This window comes from Chitinophagales bacterium (assembly GCA_041392475.1).
In the GTDB taxonomy this organism is placed as follows: Bacteria; Bacteroidota; Bacteroidia; order Chitinophagales; family UBA2359; genus JAUHXA01.
In genome coordinates this window covers 1-21,538 of sequence record JAWKLZ010000002.1, presented here as the reverse complement: position 1 = coordinate 21,538, position 21,538 = coordinate 1, and the positions used below count along the sequence as shown (strand labels likewise).

At 38.0% G+C, this 21,538-nt stretch carries 16 protein-coding genes; 8 read left to right on the top strand and 8 right to left on the bottom strand.

Translation table 11 applies throughout. The annotated features are described in order from the left end of the window. Window positions 1–191: 191 nt before the first annotated feature. A complete protein-coding gene (locus R3E32_13605) occupies window positions 192–1,790 on the bottom strand; it encodes an AAA family ATPase (GenBank protein ID MEZ4885764.1) in 1,599 nt (532 codons plus the stop codon). 485 nt (window positions 1,791–2,275) lie between these two features. Here R3E32_13605 and R3E32_13600 point away from each other — a divergent pair, with 485 nt between their 5' ends. Together R3E32_13600 and R3E32_13595 are read left to right on the top strand one after the other, a co-directional pair. Next, a complete protein-coding gene (locus R3E32_13600; protein ID MEZ4885763.1) occupies window positions 2,276–2,509 on the top strand; it encodes a DUF2281 domain-containing protein in 234 nt (77 codons plus the stop codon). A 2-nt stretch (window positions 2,510–2,511) separates the two neighbouring features. Further along, on the top strand, window positions 2,512–2,895 hold the full coding sequence (locus tag R3E32_13595) for a type II toxin-antitoxin system VapC family toxin (GenBank protein ID MEZ4885762.1): 384 nt from the start codon (window positions 2,512–2,514) through the stop codon (window positions 2,893–2,895). Between the two features lie 213 nt (window positions 2,896–3,108). Here R3E32_13595 and R3E32_13590 read toward each other — a convergent pair whose 3' ends face one another. Then, window positions 3,109–3,792 (bottom strand): hypothetical protein, encoded by a 684-nt coding sequence (locus R3E32_13590; GenBank protein MEZ4885761.1) that lies wholly within the window; start codon window positions 3,790–3,792, stop codon window positions 3,109–3,111. A gap of 214 nt (window positions 3,793–4,006) precedes the next feature. Between R3E32_13590 and R3E32_13585 the strand changes: the two genes are divergently transcribed. The 3 genes from R3E32_13585 (at window position 4,007) to R3E32_13575 (ending at window position 8,467) form a co-directional block, all read left to right on the top strand. After that, the gene (locus R3E32_13585) at window positions 4,007–4,813 is read left to right on the top strand and encodes a tetratricopeptide repeat protein (GenBank protein ID MEZ4885760.1); all 807 of its coding nucleotides are present in this window, start codon (window positions 4,007–4,009) and stop codon (window positions 4,811–4,813) included. Next, window positions 4,803–6,986, top strand: a complete 2,184-nt coding sequence (locus R3E32_13580; protein ID MEZ4885759.1) for a CHAT domain-containing protein — start codon at window positions 4,803–4,805, stop codon at window positions 6,984–6,986. The genes R3E32_13585 and R3E32_13580 overlap by 11 nt, the downstream gene beginning before the upstream one ends. 146 nt (window positions 6,987–7,132) lie before the next feature. Next, entirely contained in the window at window positions 7,133–8,467 is a 1,335-nt protein-coding gene (locus tag R3E32_13575; GenBank protein ID MEZ4885758.1) for a discoidin domain-containing protein, read from the top strand. Between the two features lie 266 nt (window positions 8,468–8,733). Here the strand turns inward: R3E32_13575 and R3E32_13570 are convergent, their stop codons facing one another. From R3E32_13570 to R3E32_13550, 5 genes are all read right to left on the bottom strand, one after another. Further along, window positions 8,734–10,455, bottom strand: coding sequence for an FG-GAP-like repeat-containing protein (locus R3E32_13570; GenBank protein ID MEZ4885757.1), 1,722 nt, complete (start codon window positions 10,453–10,455; stop codon window positions 8,734–8,736). Between the two features lie 185 nt (window positions 10,456–10,640). Further along, window positions 10,641–11,816, bottom strand: a complete 1,176-nt coding sequence (locus tag R3E32_13565; GenBank protein MEZ4885756.1) for a hypothetical protein — start codon at window positions 11,814–11,816, stop codon at window positions 10,641–10,643. 333 nt (window positions 11,817–12,149) lie between these two features. Continuing rightward, window positions 12,150–14,096 (bottom strand): arginine--tRNA ligase, encoded by a 1,947-nt coding sequence (gene argS / locus R3E32_13560; GenBank protein MEZ4885755.1) that lies wholly within the window; start codon window positions 14,094–14,096, stop codon window positions 12,150–12,152. A 62-nt stretch (window positions 14,097–14,158) separates the two neighbouring features. Then, entirely contained in the window at window positions 14,159–15,616 is a 1,458-nt protein-coding gene (locus tag R3E32_13555; protein ID MEZ4885754.1) for an arginine deiminase family protein, read from the bottom strand. Between the two features lie 224 nt (window positions 15,617–15,840). Further along, entirely contained in the window at window positions 15,841–16,344 is a 504-nt protein-coding gene (locus tag R3E32_13550) for an Hsp20/alpha crystallin family protein (GenBank protein MEZ4885753.1), read from the bottom strand. 371 nt (window positions 16,345–16,715) lie between these two features. Here R3E32_13550 and hemN point away from each other — a divergent pair, with 371 nt between their 5' ends. Both hemN and R3E32_13540 read left to right on the top strand, forming a co-directional pair. Further along, entirely contained in the window at window positions 16,716–18,068 is a 1,353-nt protein-coding gene (gene hemN, locus R3E32_13545; protein MEZ4885752.1) for an oxygen-independent coproporphyrinogen III oxidase, read from the top strand. Window positions 18,069–18,132: 64 nt separating this feature from the next. Next, window positions 18,133–19,026, top strand: a complete 894-nt coding sequence (locus R3E32_13540; protein ID MEZ4885751.1) for an ROK family protein — start codon at window positions 18,133–18,135, stop codon at window positions 19,024–19,026. 125 nt (window positions 19,027–19,151) lie between these two features. Here R3E32_13540 and R3E32_13535 read toward each other — a convergent pair whose 3' ends face one another. Then, window positions 19,152–19,862, bottom strand: coding sequence for a PepSY-like domain-containing protein (locus R3E32_13535; GenBank protein MEZ4885750.1), 711 nt, complete (start codon window positions 19,860–19,862; stop codon window positions 19,152–19,154). 237 nt (window positions 19,863–20,099) lie between these two features. On the opposite strand from R3E32_13535, the gene R3E32_13530 reads away from it, so the two are divergent. Further along, window positions 20,100–21,538, top strand: a 1,439-nt coding sequence (locus R3E32_13530) for a glycosyltransferase family 39 protein (GenBank protein MEZ4885749.1), incomplete at its 3' end; no start/stop codon positions are given.

Below are 21,538 nucleotides of genomic sequence, written 5' to 3'. Positions count from 1 at the left end.
TTTTAGAAGTTGATTTCTTCTTTAGACAATTAAATTGGAGGAATCCTTTGGGGAGGGGGGAGTTTTTTTTGGATAATTATTGAAACATGATAGTTATTTAAAAAGGACATCAATAGCAAATTTATGAGTATGAAACTCATAAGCATCTGTGATATCAGAGGTATTTCTATTGATGTTCAATCTCTATGGGATTATTCATTTATTATCGGTAATTTTTCTTTTAGTGCTTCAATCAATTCAGTTTTTCTTGAGCCTTTTAAAAGTCTAATTAGTAGTTTCCCATATTGCCCATTCCTTAAACCAAAAATTGATGATATTCTGTCGGGAAGACTCTTTCTATTATAAATTAAGAGCAATTTTTGAATATCTCTCTGGTTAATAGCTTCTCTGTAAACTGTTTCAGTTTCAGCGTAGATTGAAGCAATATCTATTCTCCCTAAAGTGGTTTGTAATCCGTCCTCGATGCCCTGCTGGGTATGACTTTCTTTAGAATATGCACCAAGTTTATACTCAACTATTTTTTCAACTTTTGAAGATACTTGAGTGTCAAATTCGTTATTGAGAGAAGTGCATAAGAAATCAATGACTTCATTTACTTTTTGGTCAGCATTCAACTCTAAATGGTCAGCCATTATTCTAAGTATAGACTCTAAACAAAAAAGGCTTTCGATTTCTGCAACGGGTATTGTAAATATTCCATGTGTTAATAAAGCTGCTTTTTCCTCTTCTTCCTTGTAGTCACTATCAATTAAGCCGAATGTATTTAAATGATGGATGCTTGTATTAGCACGAAGTGCTTTTGTCGATTCAATTACTTTCTCACCTCCACCTCTTGGTATAATGTGATGTTCAGGATATACAAGTTGATATACAGTAGTATCCAAACTGCCATTGTCCCCTTCAGTAAAGATTACATTTTTTCTATTCCCTATAATTTCGAGTATCAATCCATCAGGCAAATTTTCATCAGTTGGTACATCATCCCATTCCCATAAGTCATTACCATTGTAATTTTTAATCCAAAATTTATGTGCATCTGCCCTTGACGAAGCAAAGTCTAAGTCATGTGTAATGTAAATAAGTAGCTTGTTTTGTGATAGCTCTTCAATTTTATTCCAAAGTTTATCAACCAACGATTTATGAAGGTGAATTTCAGGCTCATCAATTATTAATACTGAATTTTCAGGAGCGCATAAACATTGACCTATTAAATAGAGTACAACTCTTTCTCCGTCGCTCATTTCTTTACCATGGTAATCAGGTCCTCCTTCTTTTTTCACTAAGACTTTACTATCATCAAAAATAATTTGTCTATGTGGCATAATGAATGACCAAATCCTAATAATTACATCTATAGGCGAATCTGGAACTGGTATATACCCTTCTGATTCACGGGTTTGTTGAGTATGTTGCCTATTTCGCTCTGAATTTTTAGCGAATAGCAGCGATAAGAGTTTATCGTAATCATTTAATAGAAATGTTGCGGGCTTACCCCCCCACCTGTCAGCCATTTTCCTACCAATAGCTGCAATTTGGTCAAACCTTCCCCATCGTAAGCCTTTTTCTGCCTCCTCTAAACTCTTTAATTGAGCAAAATCAGGTATATTAAGAACTTTTTGAGCACTTATTCTGTGGACTGTTACTTGATTTTGAAGTTGCTGTTCTATCCAAACACCCAATCGAGATTTTCCTGCTCCATTTGAGCCTATTAAGACAATGTTGTTTTCAGTTTCAAGAATCTCATTTTCGTTAGTCCCTGTTCTATTTGGAAATGTTATGTTGAAAGACATATTTTATTTTCTGATAAAAAATGAAAGAATAATTATTTCTATACATTAACAAAAGTAATATTGCAAAGTTATCAATAAATATTCATTTAATTAAAATCATTGTTACTCAAAGATTCAAAAACATGATTTATTTTTCTATCAACGATAATCCCCTCCAATCAAGCCTTCTCAACTTTCCCCCTTCAATTACAATTCCTTTTCTCCAATTCCCCAATACACCTCTCCCTCACCTCCCAAATTTCATCAAACGAAAGACTCAAATCAAACTCTTTCCGCCAATTTCTAAGAAATGCTTTGTGGAGATCCACCTTGTATGGGCCCACTTGAAAAGGTTCAATTTCCTTCTCTTCGATTATATCGGCTTGTATTTTTCGGATGTCAGATGTAGGATGGGTGAGGTCTATCCTTTTGCCCTTTACTTTTTTAGGGTTTTAGAAGAAACCAATCCACAACTTATTTTGTTTCTTCACTAAAACACATAAAGTATGACAACTTTAAGCTTAAAAGCAGTGCTTCATCAAAAAATCGCTCAAATTGAAGATGTAGATTTGTTGGCAGCATTGCAGGTGATAATTGATAGTTCGACAGCCTTACCAAAGTCTAAAGAACAAGCCACAACCAATACCACTAAACGAAAATTTGGTTTTGGAAAAGGCACATTTACTTATGTATCAGATGATTTTGATGCACCTTTGGAGGACTTTAAAGAATATATGTAGCAATGAATGTATTGATAGACACACACGCCTTGATTTGGTACATTGAAGGCAATAGACAATTATCATCCAAAGCAATTGAGGCTATTGACAATGATAACAATCAAGTATTTGTCAGCAAAGCAAGTTTATGGGAAATGGTTATCAAATTGAGTTTGAAGAAGCTTGATATTTCCATAGAGTTCAAAGATTTAGAATCTATGCTTGCAAGGCATAATATTCTAGTATTGGACTTTGATTTTGCACATTTGAAGCCTCTTTTAACTTTGCCTTTTCACCACAAAGACCCTTTTGATAGGTTGATTATTGCCCAAGCTATGACAGAAGATATCCATGTCATTACAAAAGATTCTTATTTTGAGGCATATCCTGTGAAAATATTGTGGTAGTTGATACAATTCACACTTGAAAACTTTATTAAGGTTCAAAATGTAATTTGTGGTTTTTCGCAATTGTATTTTATGAAACACTATATAAAAATTGTTGTTTCTTATCGCAGAACAGGGTTTAAACCCTGTTCTGCGATAAGAAATCAAAACCATGAAGTATTCTTCAAAAACGAATTTTTCCTTTCAGCACTAATCTACTTCAACCTGACTTCCTCAATTACAGCCATTTTCCCCCAATTCCCCAATACACCTCTCCCTCACCTCCCAAATTTCATCAAAAGAAAGACTCAAACCAAACTGTTCCCGCCAATTTCTAAGAAATGCTTTTTGGAAATCCACCTTGTATGCTCCGACTTGAAAAGGTTCTATCTCCTGCTCTTCGATTATGTCGGCTTGTATTTTTTGGATGTCGGATGTAGGGTTGGTGAGGTCTATCCTTTTGCCGTTTACTTTTAGATAACAATGAGCTTCGGGTAGGTATTCCAAAGCATTTCCCTTCAAATGATTGCCGATTCCTTCGGTGTTGGATTGGGTCATTTTATAAATTCCCATTATCAGTTGAACACCTTCAATTTGGTTTAAATCAGCTACTTGTTTTGTCAGTGCGTGCTTCGAGCTGCAAGTGCCTTTGTTCTCTTTCACCACCAATTCAAAATCGGTTCTATCCGAATTTCTTCCATAAGGGATGTTCTTTACATAGTTGAGAAACTGTTCCCAAGTATGGATTCCTTTTGCTTTGATAAGTTGGGTAGTTGCGTCCTCCGATTGTAGCTCTTTTTGTTTGACGCTTACGATAAGTCCAAAATTATCAGGGTCTTTTAGTTCGATTCCGTTGGTTTGCCAATAAGGATTTTTTGTAAAGATGTCTGCATTGAGTAAAGATAACGAAAAATCCATTTAGTAAAACTCAAAAATAAATTCAAACTTACCCACACCGATTTGCTGAAACTAATTGTGTATATTTGTACTCGGTTAAATGAATCATATTTTATGCTTTTAGACGAGACAAGAAATAGGAATCTTTAACCTTCGAGAGCTAAAAGAATCAAACCTTTTGGCTCTTTATTTTTTTCCCTATTTGTATCTCCTAAAATTTGCATTTGTTACTTGAATGCAAGATGGAAAATATGCCGATGCTATTGAAGTATTGGAAGCAATCGCTCCAATTTTTGAGGAAGCGGAAGATTGGGAGGGGTATGTGGAGTGTTTGAATGAATGGTGTAGTATATTGTGGAGAAGTGGTAATCTTAAGGAAGCCGAAAAAAAAGCCAATTTATCTTTAAATATAGTAATGAACAAGCTGAATAAGGCACCAAAAATATTAGCTTTTATCCATATTAACTTAGGTATTATCAACTGGATTAAAGGTGGTTATAAGAAATCGATAGAGTTTTATAAAGCAAGTTTATTTATCTATATTGATATAGAGGATTATGCTAATATCGCAGTTAGTTATTATAACATTGGCTTAGTATATTTTCAGCTAAGAGATACTCAAAAGGCTATCAGTTTTTATCAAAAAAGTTTAAAGATTCGGCTTTCAATATTGGAAGAGTTACATCCTCACATTGCAGGTTGCTACAATGCACTTGGTAATGTTTATAGTTATATAGAGAATCATCAAACTGCGATCAAAAACTATCAAAAAAGTTTAGATATTAGATTAGAGTTGTTTGGAGAAAAACATCCAGACATTGCAGAAAGTTATAATAATTTAGGATATGCTTACACTAAAAAGAGCGTTTTTAAAAAAGCAATATATCTATTAAGCAAAAGTTTGGATATTACAATAAATATATTCAGTAAAAATCATCTACGAACTATAAATACTCATATAGGTCTAAGTATTGCATACTTAAAAATAAAAAATTACAATAAATCGCTTCAACACTTAAATAGTAAGTTTATTGAATTCTAAGGAATCACTAGGCATTAAACACCATACTACGGCAGAAATATTCAAAGGTCTTGCTGAAGTTTTTTACCTCCAAAAAAACTATCCCAAATCCTTCCAACACCACCAACTCGCCCTTCAATCCCTATTCCCCAACTTCAATGAAACCGACTACTACCAAAATCCAACACTCCAAAACTGCCTTTCCCAACCCGTTCTATTAGAAGTTCTCCAATCCAAAGCCCAAACCTTCCTTCAATACTACACCGAAGAAACCCAAACCCCAAAAGACCTACAAGCCGCCCTATCCGCCTATCACCTAGCCACCGAACTCATTGCCGAAATGCGACAAGGCTACAAAGCCGAAGGCAGCAAATTGGTTTTAGCCGAAAAAGCCACAACCCTATTTGATGGAGCAATTGAAGCAGCTTTGCTAACTGCCCAAACATCCTCTTTGCCTCAAAACATTCTCGAACATCTCCCTAACCCGCTTCAAAAGGGGAATTTTTCCCAATTTCCCATTTCTCACCTCCCATTCCACTACTCCGAACAATCCAAAGCTGTACTTTTACTTTCAGGTATCAAAGACACCGAAGCCAAAGCCACCGCCAACATTCCAGAAGAACTCCTACAGCAAGAATACGACCTCCGCATCGAACTCACCTATCTCGACAAACGCATCCAACAGGAAGAACTCAAAAATGAGCAAAAAGACGAAACCCAAATCAGAGAATGGCAAAGCCAACACTTTGACTACCAACAAGAATATGACCAACTCATTGAACAATTTGAGAAAGACTATCCCGAATATTACGAACTCAAATACCAATTGGAGACTGCCACTACTCAAGACCTTCAAAGTCATCTTCAAACCATCCATAACCCACGAATTAATTCGTGGGCTACGAATAGCAATAAAATAATTCAACCATCTAACAATCCAACTATCCTCTCCTACCATCTCACCCCAAAAAAAATCTACCTCTTCCACATCACAGCCACTACCTACCAAATCCACGAACTCGACCGCCCTGACAACTTAGCCCAACTCATTGAAGATCTACAAGATGCCATCACCCTTGCCGACATAGCAGAATACATCGAAGCAGCAGGCAATTTATTTGACCTATTGCTGCTGCCCGCTTTGAAGGAATATCCAAACAACACCAACGGAAAACTGACCATTATTCCCCACGACCTACTCGCTACTTTGCCCTTCGATGCGCTGATAGACCGCCGACAATTGCAGGAAAATGAATGGCAAATGGTGCTGGAAAAAAGAGACTTTTCGGCACTGCCTTATGTCATCAAAAACTTCGACATCAGCTACCATTATTCCGCCACTTTACTCTTGAATAGCATCAAACGACACGCCCAAACTGCCACACAATCACCGAGTTTCATAGGCTTTGCGCCTGTGAGTTTTGAAGGAAAAACAAGTGGAGAAGGTGAGCAAACAGAGTTGGCGATTGCGACCAATCGAGGCAAAACGAGGGTTTTGCGCTCCAATCGGGCAGGACAAGTGGCAATGGACAATCTACCGAGTACCGAAAACGAAGTCAAAGATGTATTCAATCTCTTTGAAGCCCAAGCTCTGGATGCCAAAGCTTTTCTCTATGCTTCCGCCAACAAACAAAACTTGCTCGAAAATGTACAAAATCACAAGTATGTTTTGATTGCTACACATGGCTATGTGCAGGATGGAAATGAAAATTTATCGGGTATTTATTTGGCTTCGCCAAAGAAGTCAGAGGAGATAAGCAAGAGGACAGACACTAAGGAATCGGAAATCGCAGATAATACGTACAGACGTTTTAGTAAAACGTCTCTACAAACACCTGAACACATAAACACAACAGAAAACTACATTTTGCACACCTCCGAAACCTATCACCTTCCATTGAATGCCGATTTAGTCGTATTGAGCAGTTGCAGCAGTGGTGTAGGGAAAATAGCGAAGGGAGAAGGCATGATGGCGATGAATCGAGGTTTTTTATATGCAGGAGCTTCTAATATTGTTTTCACACATTTTGATGTTCCCGACGAATCGAGTGGAGAGTTGGTCAAGACTTTGTTCAAATACATCCTTGAAGGAGAAAGTTATGCGAGTGCTTTGCGGAAAGCGAAGTTGGCTTTGATTCAGCAAAGTTTGAAAACGCCTGAAGATTGGGCGGGGTATGCGTTGATTGGAGGGTGAAAAAATGAATTTCAAAAAACTGAAATAAAAATTATTCAATTTGTCGGAAACCCTTTTGAAGTATCGTCTAATGAGGCGAAAGGTTGAAAGAATAGATGTTCAGCCAATTATTAAATCTCATTATAACTTCTGAATAATTTTTTATCATGAAACAATTCACAATTATTTTAGCCACATTATTTGTTTTCTTATTCGCTGACAACAATGTTTTCGCTCAAAACCTTGCCAAAGGAAAGACAGTACGACAATCAACAACAGGATATGGTGGTTTGGCATCAAGAGCAGTGGACGGTAATACAAATGGAAATTACAATGCTGGTTCTGTTACACATACCGAAAGAAATGACCGAAACCAATGGTGGGAAGTAGATTTGGGTCAAGTATATGACATCGGTACTATTAAAATCTTCAACCGCACGGATTGTTGTATGGATAGATTGAAGGACATCTACATTTTGGTATCTGAAAACCCAATTATGGCAACCGATTGGCAAGCACACAAAATCAGTGATTATTATGCCTATCACGAAGACTTCAAAGTAGGTCAAGCCAATCCGATTGTTCACAACAAAAATGCTCGGGGTCGCTATGTACGTATTTTTAGACAAGCAGGTGCACCTCTATCTTTGGCAGAAGTAGAGATTTATGCTGGACAAAAAACTGAGCCTACCCCAACTTCCATTCCATCAGTCAACATAATAAAAGGGTACAATGTCAATTATGTCGCTTATACAGGTTCTGAATCGGGTAGTTTTGAACAAAGTGGTGGTAATAAGTGGATTGAATACAAAAAAGGTAGCCGCAATCCTCATGCTACTTTCACCGAAACAGGGCGAGATGAATGGTCTGTTTATTTGAGAAAAAGCGATGGTGCGAACATACAGTTGGACTTGCACACCAAAAAAGTGAGCCTTAATCGGAGTTCACTGTATCAAATTGTAGAAGCAAAATTTGTTCTAAATGGATATAGTGCCAACTATGTCGCTTATACAGGTTCTGAATCGGGTAGTTTTGAACAAAGTGGTGGCAATAAGTGGATTGAATACAAAAAAGGCAGCCGCAGAGCACATGCTACTTTCACTGAAACAGGACGGGATGAATGGTCGATTTATTTGACTAAAAGTGATGGGGCAAGACTTCAATTGGACTTACACACCAAAAAAATCACCTTCAATCGAAATCCTTTATACACCGTTGCAGAAGCCAAGTTCATTATCAATGGCTACAATGTGAATTATGTGGAATATGGCGGACGAGAAGCAGGTAGATTTGAACAAACGGGTGATAAAACATGGAGAGAAATGAAAAGCGGACGTGGTGGTGTACATGCTACGTTCACCGAAACAGGTCGAGATGAATGGTCGGTTTATATGACCAAGAGTGATGGCGCAAGAATACAGTTGGATTTACATACCAAAAAAGTAAGCGTCAACCGAAGTGCCTTGTATGAAATCAAACAAGTATTTGCAAAACTGAATTGATAGGGAATTTAGATAAGAATAAAGAAAAAGAAAGGGTAGTAAGTTTTGAGGCTTACTACCCTTTCTTTGTTTTAGCTTTGAAATGGAAGTTTTCTAATCTGTTATTATTTTATCGTCTTGATTGGAGGTGGAGGTGTGTCAACTCCTGCGTATTTGCAATGCATTTGTATGGCACTCGTTACAAACGAGTACAAGTAATTAATTGATAAATAAGAAATTTTCTCAGATCTTCGACCTCGAATTTATTTGTTTAACGAAAAAACAGGTTAAAATTTCACCACTTTTCTCGTCACTATTTCGCTCCCACTTTCCAAGCGAAAAATATAGACACCGTTTTCCTTTAATGTTTGTTTATTTACTTCAAAAACATGTTTTCCTGCTTGCAAATCACCTTCAAATAAAGTTGCAATTTCCTGACCCTTCAAATCATACAGCCGCAAAGTAATTGTTGCCGATTGCAGTAAATTCACTTCAATGGTTGAAGCATTGCTAAAAGGATTTGGGAACAGGTGAATGGATTCAATAGGAGTCGGTTTTTCTTCAATTGTAGTGACAACACCTTCTGCTTCTGTAAAGTGATAGCTTTGATTCACATCCAAATTGTAGTACATTTCCTCCAAACCATTTGGCCAACGAATCATTAGAGAATCAATCATTGAAGCTTCTGCCAGTCCAAAATGCAAAGTAGCACTGCTTTGTGAAGTCCAACTGCTACCCGCCATCACTTCATCCATTTGCATACTGCCATTGTGGTAAATCTGTATGCGAGAACCAATTGCAGAGCGGTTACTTTCTGTGCCAGTCGTTTTGATTTTTACCCAATTGCCCATAATCATTTCATTTCTAAAAAGTTGCAAACCCACATCACCCCAATTTGATAGCGCAATATCTACAAAACCATCACCATCAAAGTCGCCACAGGCTGTACCATAACTTACTTTTTTCGCCTCCAATGGAGAGTCATAACTCACTACTTCAAAAGTGTTGTCTCCATTGTTGTGGTACAAGCGATTTGGATAGGGCGCAAAATTATAGTTGTTCACCGTATAAATATCTTGCCACCCATCATTGTCATAGTCCAAACAAGAAACTCCCCATCCCATTCCAGCATTGTCGACATTAGCACTTTCGGCAATATTGGTAAATGTTTTGTCGCCGTTGTTCAGTAAAAGTACATTAGGCCCCAAATTGGTAACATAAATGTCCAAAAAGCCATTGTGGTCAAAATCGGCAATATCAATACCCATACCCTGAATGGCTACATTGGTACCCGAAACCACACTGACATCGGTAAATTTACCAGTGCCATCATTTTCGTACAAAATAGAGGCTTGATTGGCATCGTGTGTGAGGTAGAGGTCAAGGTCGCCATCATTATCATAGTCGAAGAAAATCGTTCCCATCGCAACCAGCATATCCATTGTGTTCGATTGACTGACCACATTGGAGAAGGTTAAATTGCCCTTGTTTTTGTACATCAAATTTTGCTCAGACAAATTGGCTACATAAATATCGAGCCAGCCATCACGGTCTATGTCACCCATTGTCACTGCCTGCAAACGATTGATATTTCCAATGCCTGCTGTCACACTAATATCTTCAAAAGTTCCATCTCCCATATTGTGGAACAGCCGATTGGGTTGATTATAATTACCGACAAATAGATCCAAATATCCATCATTGTCCAAATCCCCCCAAACACTCATCAAAGTACTCTCTTCAACCGCTACTCCTGCTGTTTTGGCTACATCCATGAATCTTTCGTTTCCCATATTCTGAAACAATTTGTTCACTCCGCCTCGTACCGATACATAGATATCGTCATCACCATCATTATCATAATCTCCAATCGAAACACCTTGATTGTTTCCCGTATTGCGGAATCCAGCTATTTCAGAAATATCGGTGAAATAAGCAGGTGGAACTTGTGCTTCCAGAACATTTACAAAAAGACAAGCACAGAAAAAGTACAGTAATTGTTTCATCATTTTATTCAATTTTAACAAATCAAAAATACAAAAATTAAGCTTTGACGTGACTGTGTGTAACAATATAGTGCAATATAGCTTACCAATGTCAAAAAGATTTAGCAAATTTCAGGACTTCAATAAATATAAAAACCCCTTTAATTCTAAAATTAAAGGGGTTTTTATATTGAGTCCAAATATTTTGTTTAGTAGGGGAGTTTCCAAAGTTCCACATTGTCCTCTGTCAATGACGGTAGTTTTCTACGGATCAAACGAGATTTAAGTCTCTTTGCCATTTCCAAGTTGAGGTTATTACCCATGACTACACAATATTCTGGAACAATGTTTCCATAAGGCTTGTAAATTCTCGGAATCATCAATGTATCTATTGGAGATTCATTGACAGGCATCAGACCACCTTCATTCATTTCTTTGGTCAATATTTTAGCATGACGAATGGCATCTGATTTTTTTTCAAATTTTCCAGTGACGACAAACCAAAGACGATCAGATTCCCAACCAAAAAAACCTCTGAAAAACTGCTCACTTACTGTTTCTTTGGGATATTTGAATTCATGGATAGAAGGGTCTTGCAGTTTTATTTGGTCAATTTTTTGTTTCTCGTTGCTAATATCTTGTAGTAGTTCATCATAGTATTTCATATCTCTTTCGGCAAGGGCCTTGATAACAGGTGCAACAAAAACCGAATCACTTACCCGAAAACTTCGGATGAGTGTATCTAAAAGCGTGGAAAACTTCAATCTTAAGGCAGCAGGCATGCTGTCTTTCTGAATAAAAGGTTGTGCGAAATCGCTTGCTATTCTAAAATTTGAAGCTGCAACGTTTGAAGAGGTTTTTACAATCTCTGCAAAACTTGTTTTCGCAATTCGCTGCTTATCAGCTTCGGACAATACTATTTCTTTTTTGTTAGAAGCAGAGACAATTCTAGAGGGGGAATCTTCAATGATGGCACTCACAGTATCTACATCGTCATTGTTTTTTGGCGGTACAACTATTTGTTTTTCAATAGGATTGGTTACTTCTGGTGGCAAGTCTTCAACATTCGTTTGAAGTGGATTTGTGTTCATAAACGCAATAATCATGGCAGGTGCATAGATCCCCAACTGAAAGAGTTTGATGGGTTTGTGTTCATCTTTGTTCAAGTAGGCAACAATTCCTCCGATATAAAACAAAATTGCTACTTTGATTACATAGGCAATAACTGCAATTGCAGTGATGTTGATCAATAATTTCTCCAAATCAATCACCAATAAATTCATGACAATTGGAGTAAGCGCACCCAATCCACCGATAAGAATTTTATCTCGGGTGGTCAATGGTTTTTCGCTTGCTGTCGGGGTTGTGACATTGGGTTCTGACATGATAACTACCTCCTAATTTTTAATTGGGTGAACTGATACAATGCGTAAGGTTAAGGTAGAATTTCTTTTCTGTACAACATAATTTTGAGGTGAAAAATTCAAATATGATTTAAAATTTAATAGTCAAGTTATTTTTCAATAAAACAACCTAAACTTTGATGGCATAAGGTCAATTTAGTTTAGACAAAACGCATAGAAGCAAAGTTTAATGGGGCTTTGTTTGTATGCTACGTTGGTAATAAAGCGATCTAATGCGATGATTAGCAAATAGCTGTTCAACTTATGACCGATTGCACATATTAAAAACGATTGTTTGGTATTTTTATTTTCTTATTACATTCTGTTCGGTACTTCAATGCCCAAAAGATTCATGGCAGATTTGATAAGGCGGGCATTGTTGGCAGTCAAAGCGACTCTAAAAGCCGTTACTTTTTCGTCTGCATTGCCCAATATAGAATGTGCTGCCCAAAACTTGCTGTACGTTTTTGCTAGGTTGTAAGCATAAGCTGTGATGATAGAAGGGTCGTAATTCGTTGCCGCCTCCAATACCACCGATGGATATTTGTACTGCAACATGATTATCTCCTTTTCCAAGTCTTCAATGCCATTGTCAAACGAAAAGTCTTGTTGGTAATCGTCTTTATTATATTTTCTCAAAATGGCTTGTGATCGTGCATAGTTGTATTGAATGTAAGTGCCAGTATCGCCTTGAAAATCAATGGATTCTTCTGGGTTAAAAACAAAGCTTTTTTTCGCCCCAATTCTCAAAATAAAATACTTCAATGCTCCTAATCCCAACTTTTTATACAATCCTTCTAACTCATCAGGTGACAAATCTGCAATCTTACCCTGTTCCTGCGTAAGTTCTCTTGCCATGTCAATCATTTGAGCAATCAAATCATCCGCATCCACCGTTTGTCCTTCTCTCGACTTCATCTTACCCGATGGCAAAAACACCATACCATAGCCCAAATGGTGAATACCATCGGCATAGGGTTTACCCATTCTCTGCAATACACCCTTCAATACCTGAAAATGATAGGCTTGTGCGTCACCAACTACATAGATAGAGTCATCCATTTGGTAGTCTGCATAGCGATTCTCTGCCACTGCAATGTCTTGTGTGATGTAAACCGAAGTGCCATCTTTTCTCAACAGTAGCTTATGGTCTAACTTCATATCCTCCAAGTCAATCCATACAGAGCCATCTTCTTTTTGGTAAAAAATACCTTCCTTCAATCCCTTCAAAACCACTTGCTTGCCCTGCAAATAGTTCTCTGATTCCATGTAATCTTTCTCAAAATCAACCCCTATTATTTTATAAGTTTCTTCCAAACCCTCATATACCCACTGATTGTTCATTTCCCAAAGTTGTCTTACCTCAGGGTCGTTTGCTTCCCATTTTCTCAACATTTCGGCGATTTCCGCCCCCAATTTGCTATACGTATTGGAGTAAGTCTGCTCATAGATTTTTTTGAAGAAGTAATTTTGAAGTTCATAATCTGCCTCATTGATTTCCTTTCCTTCATTTTCCGCTTTCTTTTTAGCAGCCTCGATTTCCTTCAAAGTCTTCCTAACCAACCTCTCATCTTGTTTCCAAGCCTCAAAAACCTGTTGACCTTCTGCTGTTTGTTGCCATGCTTGGTATTCCTTGCCAAACTCCGTAGCATACCTCACATACCATTTTCCTACAAAATGATCTCCTTTCATCCCCGTTGAATCAGGCGTAGCACCATTTGCATACTTTTGCCAACCCAACATAGATTTACAAATCGCCGTTCCTCTATCGTTGTAGATATTCACCTTATGCACCTCATCACCTGCTGCCATCAAAATATTTGCCGTAGCATAACCCAACAACATATTTCTGATATGCCCCAAATGCAAAGGCTTGTTGGTGTTTGGGCCACAATATTCCAGCACAATCTTTTTGCCTGTTGAAGGATGCTGACCATAGTCTATCTCTTTACACATCGCATTGAAGATTTGCAGCCAATGACTATCTGCAATACTCAAGTTCAAAAAACCCTGAATGGTATTGAAGCCTGTGATAAAGTCAAACTTTTCTTGCAAATAAGTCCCAATTACGTCTCCCGTTTGCTGTGGAGAACGTTTAGCAAATCTCACAAAAGGAAACACTACTACCGTCAAATCTCCTGCAAATTCTTTGCGGGTATCGTTTACAATTATTTGATCTGTACTTGTTTCTACGCCAAATAAATTCTTCACTGCCTCTACAGTAGCTTCCTTTAGTTGTTGTTCGATGCTAAAATTGCTCATTGCCAATTAATTGTTAAATTGCTTTTTGTTGTATTGTTTAAGATTTTACACTTGATTTCTCCTCAAATCTCCACCTCCTCTCTCCAAAGTGGCATACTCATACAATGCGAACCACCTCTTGCCCGGGAAAGTTCCGAAGAAGAAAAAACAATCAAAGTGTCCTTGTGCAAAACTTCGTCCACAGATTTGCCCAGATTCATTAAGTCAATAAAATCCAGTGCATGAATCACCTGAAAACCCCGTTTCGCAAATTCCTCCTCTGTTTTTTTATTGCGGTCGTAGCCAATTACCACACCTTCCCTCAGTACCAACAAATTGCAGGCATCTGTCCATTGTTCACGCTCATCATACGGAGTCTTTCCACCAGCGCACAAGATAATGTCAACTTCCTCTTTTTTACAACCAAAATCTTCCACACTTATCTGAGTCAACAAAGCTTTGAGAGAAGACAAGGAGCCATCTATCTTCAACTTGTATCCTTTTGCCGTGTTTTTACGCACAAACTGAGTGACCTTAATGGTATCTCGCTTCTGTTTTTTACTGCTTTTCAGCGTTTTCACAATATCTATTTCACTACCATTCTCTTTGTTTTCCAGAAATTGGCCAAATACCACCCACATATTGCGTTTCACCTGTGTAAATACGGTATCAATGTGCATATAATCTCGCTTTGCAGGAATCGTCACTACTGATACCTTGCTTACCACGTTTTTTTCAAACAATTGTTTGATGACCTTTCTAACCCCCTCAGGAGAAGAACGCACGCTACATCCGATCACCAAATGATCGTGACTGATCATCATCACATCTCCACCTTCCACTGTTGCTTTCTGGTCAGGATCATCCAGCCAAAAACTTTTATCTTCTTGAAGTTCAATGATTTTATCCGAAAAATCGCCATCTACTTTATCAAACAAAGCATAAAAGGCCATGTATTTCGTCAAAATCGCTTCCCGTTCTCTTGCTCTTTCTGCCGGTTTGGTGAGCAACAAATGATCGTTGATTGTAATCGCAATATCACGGGTAAAAATAAGGTTGGGTACAGGTGGAAATACAAAAATATCCTCATCGGGAATAACCCCCGAAATCAATACCCTCGCCAATTTTTCGAGGGGTAATTTCATCAATTTTTGCATGGTTGCAAAACTGCATTTTTCAGCAGCACAAACATGCGTAACCAATTGATTTTTTATTTCTTCGCTTTTAGTCAATACCTTCAATAATAAATGCTCGATTTCCACTACTTTGTCCGAATTGAAGTAGGTCGACTTTGAAGGCTTAAAGAAAGCAGCATTGATTTTCTTTCCTTCAATTTTTTCTGGATCCAACAGCCACAGCAGTACTTGTATGTATTCATTGTACTCCAAGCGCATTTTGTGTAAATCCACAATATCATCGTAGAGCCAATTGTGCATTTTACTAGGAATCACCTTCCCAATACCTACATCAGGGCTATGTACCAGCAACCTCCGCAGTCTTCCTATCTCGGAAGAAACCTGAACCTTCTGTTTGGTTTCCATATAAAAAATGTTTTCTCTAGTTTGTTTTAGGAAAACTGCAAAGGTAAATCTTTAAAAAACAAATCAAAACGAAAACCAAAATGAAAATTTACTTCAAAATCAAAAAAAACACTTTGGTGTTCAGTAAAATAGAAGAAGCCTAAAATAAGAATTTATTTTAGGCTTCTTCCGAAGATAAAAACCAATTGAATTTTGGATTACCTTCAATGAGTAAACGAAATCACTTAGATAACTTCAATGCGAATACTTTCTTTCTTTTCTACTTTCTTCTTAGGAAGCGTGACTGTCAAAACACCGTTTTCGTATGTGGCTGAAATTTGGTTGGTGTCCACATTATCAGGAATAGGGTAAGTCCGTTTGAAGGCAGGAAAGCCCCATTCTTTTTGAATTGTTGTTGCTCCTTCTACTTTCGCATCTTCCACACTTTCAGCACTAATCACCAAAACTTGATTGTCTTCAAGGTTGATTTGAAAATCTGCTTTTGAGCGACCTGCTGCAGATAGTTCAATCTGAATATGTTCGGCATTTTCTACCACATTCATTCTCGCAACTCTTCTGCCATACTTGGAGCTACGGTTGCGAAAATCAAAATGCTTGTCAAAATCATTGTTGAAGAAATCACGCATGGCTTCTTTTCTTTCTTTATGTGTTTTCTCCAAAAAATTGGGAATCTCATTCAATACTTGGTCAATCATATCGCCAAGATCTTTAAATTCTTTGTGTATCATATTACGGTTTGTTTAAGGAAAATTAAATAAACATGACTACAAGCAGTTATATCGGCTGCAATGTTGTCAATGGGTCTATTATTCTTAGTCAAACTTTATACCATTGGGATTGAAGAAGGAAAACAAGGACAGAATGGCGAAAATTGCAAAAAGAGAAGTGACAATCTGGCTGATGTGAGTTTTAATACATTCAAAATCAATGGCAAAAAAAATTATTTTCCAAACCATTCTCGATTCGTGGTGTCTTGCAGCATTTAAAAAACTATACTATTCATTATCATACAACATTGGGATAAAATCATGTTTTGAATTGATTATTATCAGTTTTCCTCAACGGAAGTCCCACTATATTTGAGGAAAAATTAGTCGCAATGAAACAAGATTTGTTATCCAAATACAATGTACCCGCTCCGAGATATACAAGTTATCCAACCGTTCCCTATTGGCAAGACTCTCCACCAAGCCAAAAAGAATGGATTAACTGCGTTCAAAACTCTTTTGTAGAAAACAGTGAAATCAGCTTGTACATTCACCTACCCTATTGTGAAAGCCTCTGTACTTACTGTGGCTGCAATAAGCGCATCACCAAAAACCACCAGGTAGAACAGCCTTACATTGAGAGCCTATTGAAGGAATGGCAACAATATTTGGCGATTTTTCCTCAAAAACCCATTTTGAAGGAGCTCCATTTGGGAGGCGGAACACCCACTTTTTTTCAGCCTACCTACCTTCAATATTTGATTGGAGAAATTTTGAAGGGAGTAGAATTGAGTAGCACGCATCATTTTAGTTTTGAAGCACATCCTTCCAGCACTACTTTCCAACACCTTACTACCTTACGTGCCTGTGGATTCAACCGAATCAGTATTGGCGTACAAGATTTTGACAACGAGATTCTCCAAATCATCAACCGTCAACAGACCTACGAAGATGTCGAAAGAGTGGTGATTGAAGCAAGGGAACTAGGCTATGATTCTATCAATTTTGATTTGATTTTTGGCTTACCTCTCCAAACTCCTACCCACATTCTGTCGACTTTTGAGAAGGTAAACGCACTGCGTCCCGACCGCATTGCTTTTTACAGTTATGCCCATGTGCCGTGGGTCAGTCCGAGCCAAAGAGCCTATTCCGAAAAAGATTTGCCGACAGGTCAGGCAAAAAGAGATTTATACGAATTGGGAAAAAAATTGTTGGAAGATTCGGGATATGGCGAAATAGGTTTGGATCACTTTGCCCTCCCAACAGATGCCCTCTACAAGGCTGCAAAGACAGAGGTTTTGCATAGAAATTTTATGGGTTATACCCCCTTCAATACCAAGCTGAATTTGGCATTGGGCGCATCCTCGATTAGTGATAGTTGGACTGCTTTTGTGCAGAATGAAAAAACCATTGAAGCCTATCAAAAACGAGTTGAATTGGGTGAATTTCCGATTGTAAAAGGGCATCTACTTCACAAGGAAGACCAGGTTTTGCGGCAGCATATTCTCAATTTGATTTGCAACTATCAAACAGATTGGTTAGATGAAAACCTTCAATGTGATGCCCTGTACGAAGGTTTGGAGCGATTGAAACCCATGATAGAAGATGGTTTGCTTTCAACGGACGATTTCCAATTGAAGGTAAATCAAATCGGAAAGCCTTTTATCCGAAATATTTGTATGGCATTGGATAGCAGATATTGGGCAAAACAACCGAATAAGCAGCTTTTTAGTAACGTTGTATAGTATTGAAATTTTTAGCAAGAGAATTTTCTTATTTTTATCCTTCAAAAAATGACAGACAAATAGCATGGAGAATATATACCGTTTGGGCATTGATTTGGGAGGCACTAAAATTGAAGGAATCATTTTGGATGGCAACGGGCAAGAACTCTTTCGGGAACGCATAGCTACTGAGCGTGAAAAAGGTTATCAGCACATTTTGAGCAACATTCATCAAATGTACCAGACTATGACCGCTCATATTGGAGAGCAAGCACATACTTTTGGCATTGGTACGCCGGGAGCAGTTTCTCGAAAAACGGGTTTGCTCAAAAATAGCAATACGGTCTGTATGAATGGTCAGCCATTGAAGGAAGATTTGGAGGCATTGCTGCAACACTCGGTAGCGATTCAAAACGATGCCAACTGCTTTGCGATGGCAGAAGCACTACTTGGAGCGGGTAAAGGCAACAAATTGGTTTTTGGAGTGATTATGGGAACGGGCTGTGGCGGTGGTATTGTATTCGACGAAAAAGTTTTGACGGGGCTGCAAAGCATTGGAGGAGAATGGGGTCACATGAGCATTGACCCCAATGGGCCGCTTTGTTATTGTGGTGACAAAGGTTGTACGGAGTCCTATATCAGTGGTGGTGGTGCGGAAATATTGTACGAAAGCATTTATCAACAAAAATTGAAACTCAAAGAAATTGTAGCTAATTATCGATTGAGTGAAACGAAAGCGGTTGAATTTATGCAGCAGTTTTTTGTCAACTTTGGCAGAGCCATGAGCAACCTTATCAATATTTTGGATCCTGACATCATTGTTATTGGAGGCGGGGTGTCCAATATTCCTGAGCTTTATACCGAGGGTGTGGAGCAGGTCAGACAGCACGTTTTTAGTGATAGTTTGGAAACACCGATTGTGCAGCATCATTTGGGAGATTCGGCAGGGGTGATTGGAGCGGCATTGATTGGGATTTAAAATACAAACTGTAAAAACAAAAGACTTCCGAAATATATACTTAGAAGGTAGGTCATACTTTTCTGTAGGAATTCTTCTTCAAAGCAAAAATTTTGGAAGTCTATGATTTTAAATAATATCCATATTTATAACTCCAACAAATTCCCTTCTGTATCAAATGCCAACTTAGTGCCATCCTCCAACTTCACTTTATAGCCATCGGGATAGGTTTTGGCTCGTTCAATGGCAGTATCGGGATAATTGGCTGCAATATAGTCAGTAATGGCACTTGGTAAATCTTCAATTGCCACATTGTGTCCTCTATCACCATCACCTCCACCACAGGTTCTTTCACCTTCAAAATTACCTTCGGTATCAAACAACAAAGAAACGCCAGTATCCAAACCCACCAAATAACCTCTATCGCCCAATCTTGCTCGTTCAATCGTTGCATCAGAATAATTCGCTGTCACATAATCGGTAATCGTAGTAGGTAAATCCTCCAATGCAATCAACTCTCCAAAATTGCCACGTCTGCCATGTTTGCCACGAGGCGCACCTTCTCTCAAAAATTCGCCATCTGTACTAAAAAATACTTCTGAATAGTCGTCTAACCATACTTCATAGCCCAAACCTGAAGCCAATCGTGCCTGTTCAATCCAATTGTTAGGAAATTTGGCAGCTACATAGTTGGTGATTTCGATAGGAATGTCGGCATCCTCCAAAGTAGTTTTGTTGCTGCTCACAATGATTTGTTCTACAGTTTCATCGGTTGCAGACAAAACCTCTTCTTTGTCGCAAGAAGTCATAAAACCCACACATACAATTGACAATACGAAAAAAATGATATTTTTCATCGGTACTAAAAATTTAGAAAGTGATAGAATAAAATACTTGGTTATACAGACCAAGTATGCACTAAAACAGTGTTTTTTAGTAAAATAGATGTTTACATAAAGGTAAGTTTGGTAAAGCAAAACACAGATTTTGCAGATAAATCAAAAACTTTTATCACCAAAAGTGGTGCAGAAAATGTGGGAAAGGTTGCTTCATCCCTTCAAAAAAAAATACTTTTGTGGCAAAAAATCTTTTCTATGAAAAGAGAAAATGTTAACAATAAAACGGCTTTGATTTCAATCAGTATTTTCGTGCTGCTTTTGGGTTTGACGAGGCTTCTATTCTCAACGGGTATTGAAATCGACGAATCAGAACAATCCTATCTATCCCAATGGTTGTTATTGGGTTACGACATCCAGCCACCTCTCTATACTTGGACAAACATTGCCTTGATTGAAGTTTTTGGCAACCATCACTGGGTGTATGTTTTTTTCAGAATGGTGCTTATGTTGATGAGCTATTATGGCCTGTTTTTGATTTTCAGTCGCATGAGCCAAAACAAAAAAATAGGATTTGGAGCAGTAATTTTTTCTCTGTTCTTAGCCCAATTTTCAACCGAATCCTTGCGGCATACACATACCGTATTGGTCACAGTGGCAAGCATTTGGAGCATGGTATATTTGGAAAGAATTTGGCAAAAGCCTCAATGGAAGTACTATGTTTTATTGGGTTTCACACTTGCTATGGGTATTTTGTCTAAATACAATTTCTTGATTTTCATGTCCAGTGTTTGTCTTGCCTTATTACTACTGCCCAAAGGTAGAAGCATCTTGATCACATCAAAAACATTAGTAACTCTTTTCATAACAGCTTCAATAATTGGCCCACATTTCACATGGATTTGGCAAAATATATGGGAGTTGGCAGGTGGAGTAAGTTCTGATTTAGGCTCTACCAGCAATGATTCTATGTGGATGGCAAAAGTCTTGGGGCTACAAGTTTTATTGGTCAATCTCTTATCGTTTTTATCTGTTTTTTTAGTCGCTTTTGGTTTGACCCACTTCCGTAGGCTTCAATCAGCATCCCAAACCAAAAGCGAATGGATAGCTTTCTTTGAGTACTTTTTTCTCTTGGTTATTGGACAGTTGGTTTTTGCAGTCCTTATCTTCAATGCCACTATTTTTCATGAAAGATGGATGCAGCCCTTCTTTGTCTTTTTCCCCGGATACTGTCTATTGAAGTGTTACCCCTACTCTATACCCTCGAAAACTTGGAAGCTGTTTCAACGAATGGCTTATTTAGCATCAGCTACCATTCTCATCATTGTTGTGATGCGCATTGCAGTATTTCCCTACTTTTTCCAAAAAACCATTCGCCTAAACCTCCCACACGAGCAGTTTTGTGAAGATTTGCAGCCCATTATAGCAAAGAACGATATTGACCTCATTGTTACCGATGAGGTTTTATTGGGAGGATACCTCAGTATGGTATTCCCTGAAACAGTTGTGATTGTACAAGAACCGAAATATGCAATGGTTAATCTACATGCCTTTGGTAAAAATAAAAATGCACTTTTGGTATGGACTTGGTCTTGGAGAACCCACGAAGTTCATTCTGCAAAAAAAATACCTCCCTCTCTGCAATCACTATTAGAAACATATCAAAAAGAGCGTATTGCAGGTAATAGACTTGTACG

Coding starts and splice junctions, on each gene's coding strand:
- R3E32_13605 (MEZ4885764.1), bottom strand. CDS start 1,790: ATGTCTTTCAACATAACATTTCCAAATAGAACAGGGACTAACGAAAAT.
- R3E32_13600 (MEZ4885763.1), top strand. CDS start 2,276: ATGACAACTTTAAGCTTAAAAGCAGTGCTTCATCAAAAAATCGCTCAA.
- R3E32_13595 (MEZ4885762.1), top strand. CDS start 2,512: ATGAATGTATTGATAGACACACACGCCTTGATTTGGTACATTGAAGGC.
- R3E32_13590 (MEZ4885761.1), bottom strand. CDS start 3,792: ATGGATTTTTCGTTATCTTTACTCAATGCAGACATCTTTACAAAAAAT.
- R3E32_13585 (MEZ4885760.1), top strand. CDS start 4,007: ATGCAAGATGGAAAATATGCCGATGCTATTGAAGTATTGGAAGCAATC.
- R3E32_13575 (MEZ4885758.1), top strand. CDS start 7,133: ATGAAACAATTCACAATTATTTTAGCCACATTATTTGTTTTCTTATTC.
- R3E32_13570 (MEZ4885757.1), bottom strand. CDS start 10,455: ATGATGAAACAATTACTGTACTTTTTCTGTGCTTGTCTTTTTGTAAAT.
- R3E32_13565 (MEZ4885756.1), bottom strand. CDS start 11,816: ATGTCAGAACCCAATGTCACAACCCCGACAGCAAGCGAAAAACCATTG.
- argS (MEZ4885755.1), bottom strand. CDS start 14,096: ATGAGCAATTTTAGCATCGAACAACAACTAAAGGAAGCTACTGTAGAG.
- R3E32_13555 (MEZ4885754.1), bottom strand. CDS start 15,616: ATGGAAACCAAACAGAAGGTTCAGGTTTCTTCCGAGATAGGAAGACTG.
- R3E32_13550 (MEZ4885753.1), bottom strand. CDS start 16,344: ATGATACACAAAGAATTTAAAGATCTTGGCGATATGATTGACCAAGTA.
- hemN (MEZ4885752.1), top strand. CDS start 16,716: ATGAAACAAGATTTGTTATCCAAATACAATGTACCCGCTCCGAGATAT.
- R3E32_13540 (MEZ4885751.1), top strand. CDS start 18,133: ATGGAGAATATATACCGTTTGGGCATTGATTTGGGAGGCACTAAAATT.
- R3E32_13535 (MEZ4885750.1), bottom strand. CDS start 19,862: ATGAAAAATATCATTTTTTTCGTATTGTCAATTGTATGTGTGGGTTTT.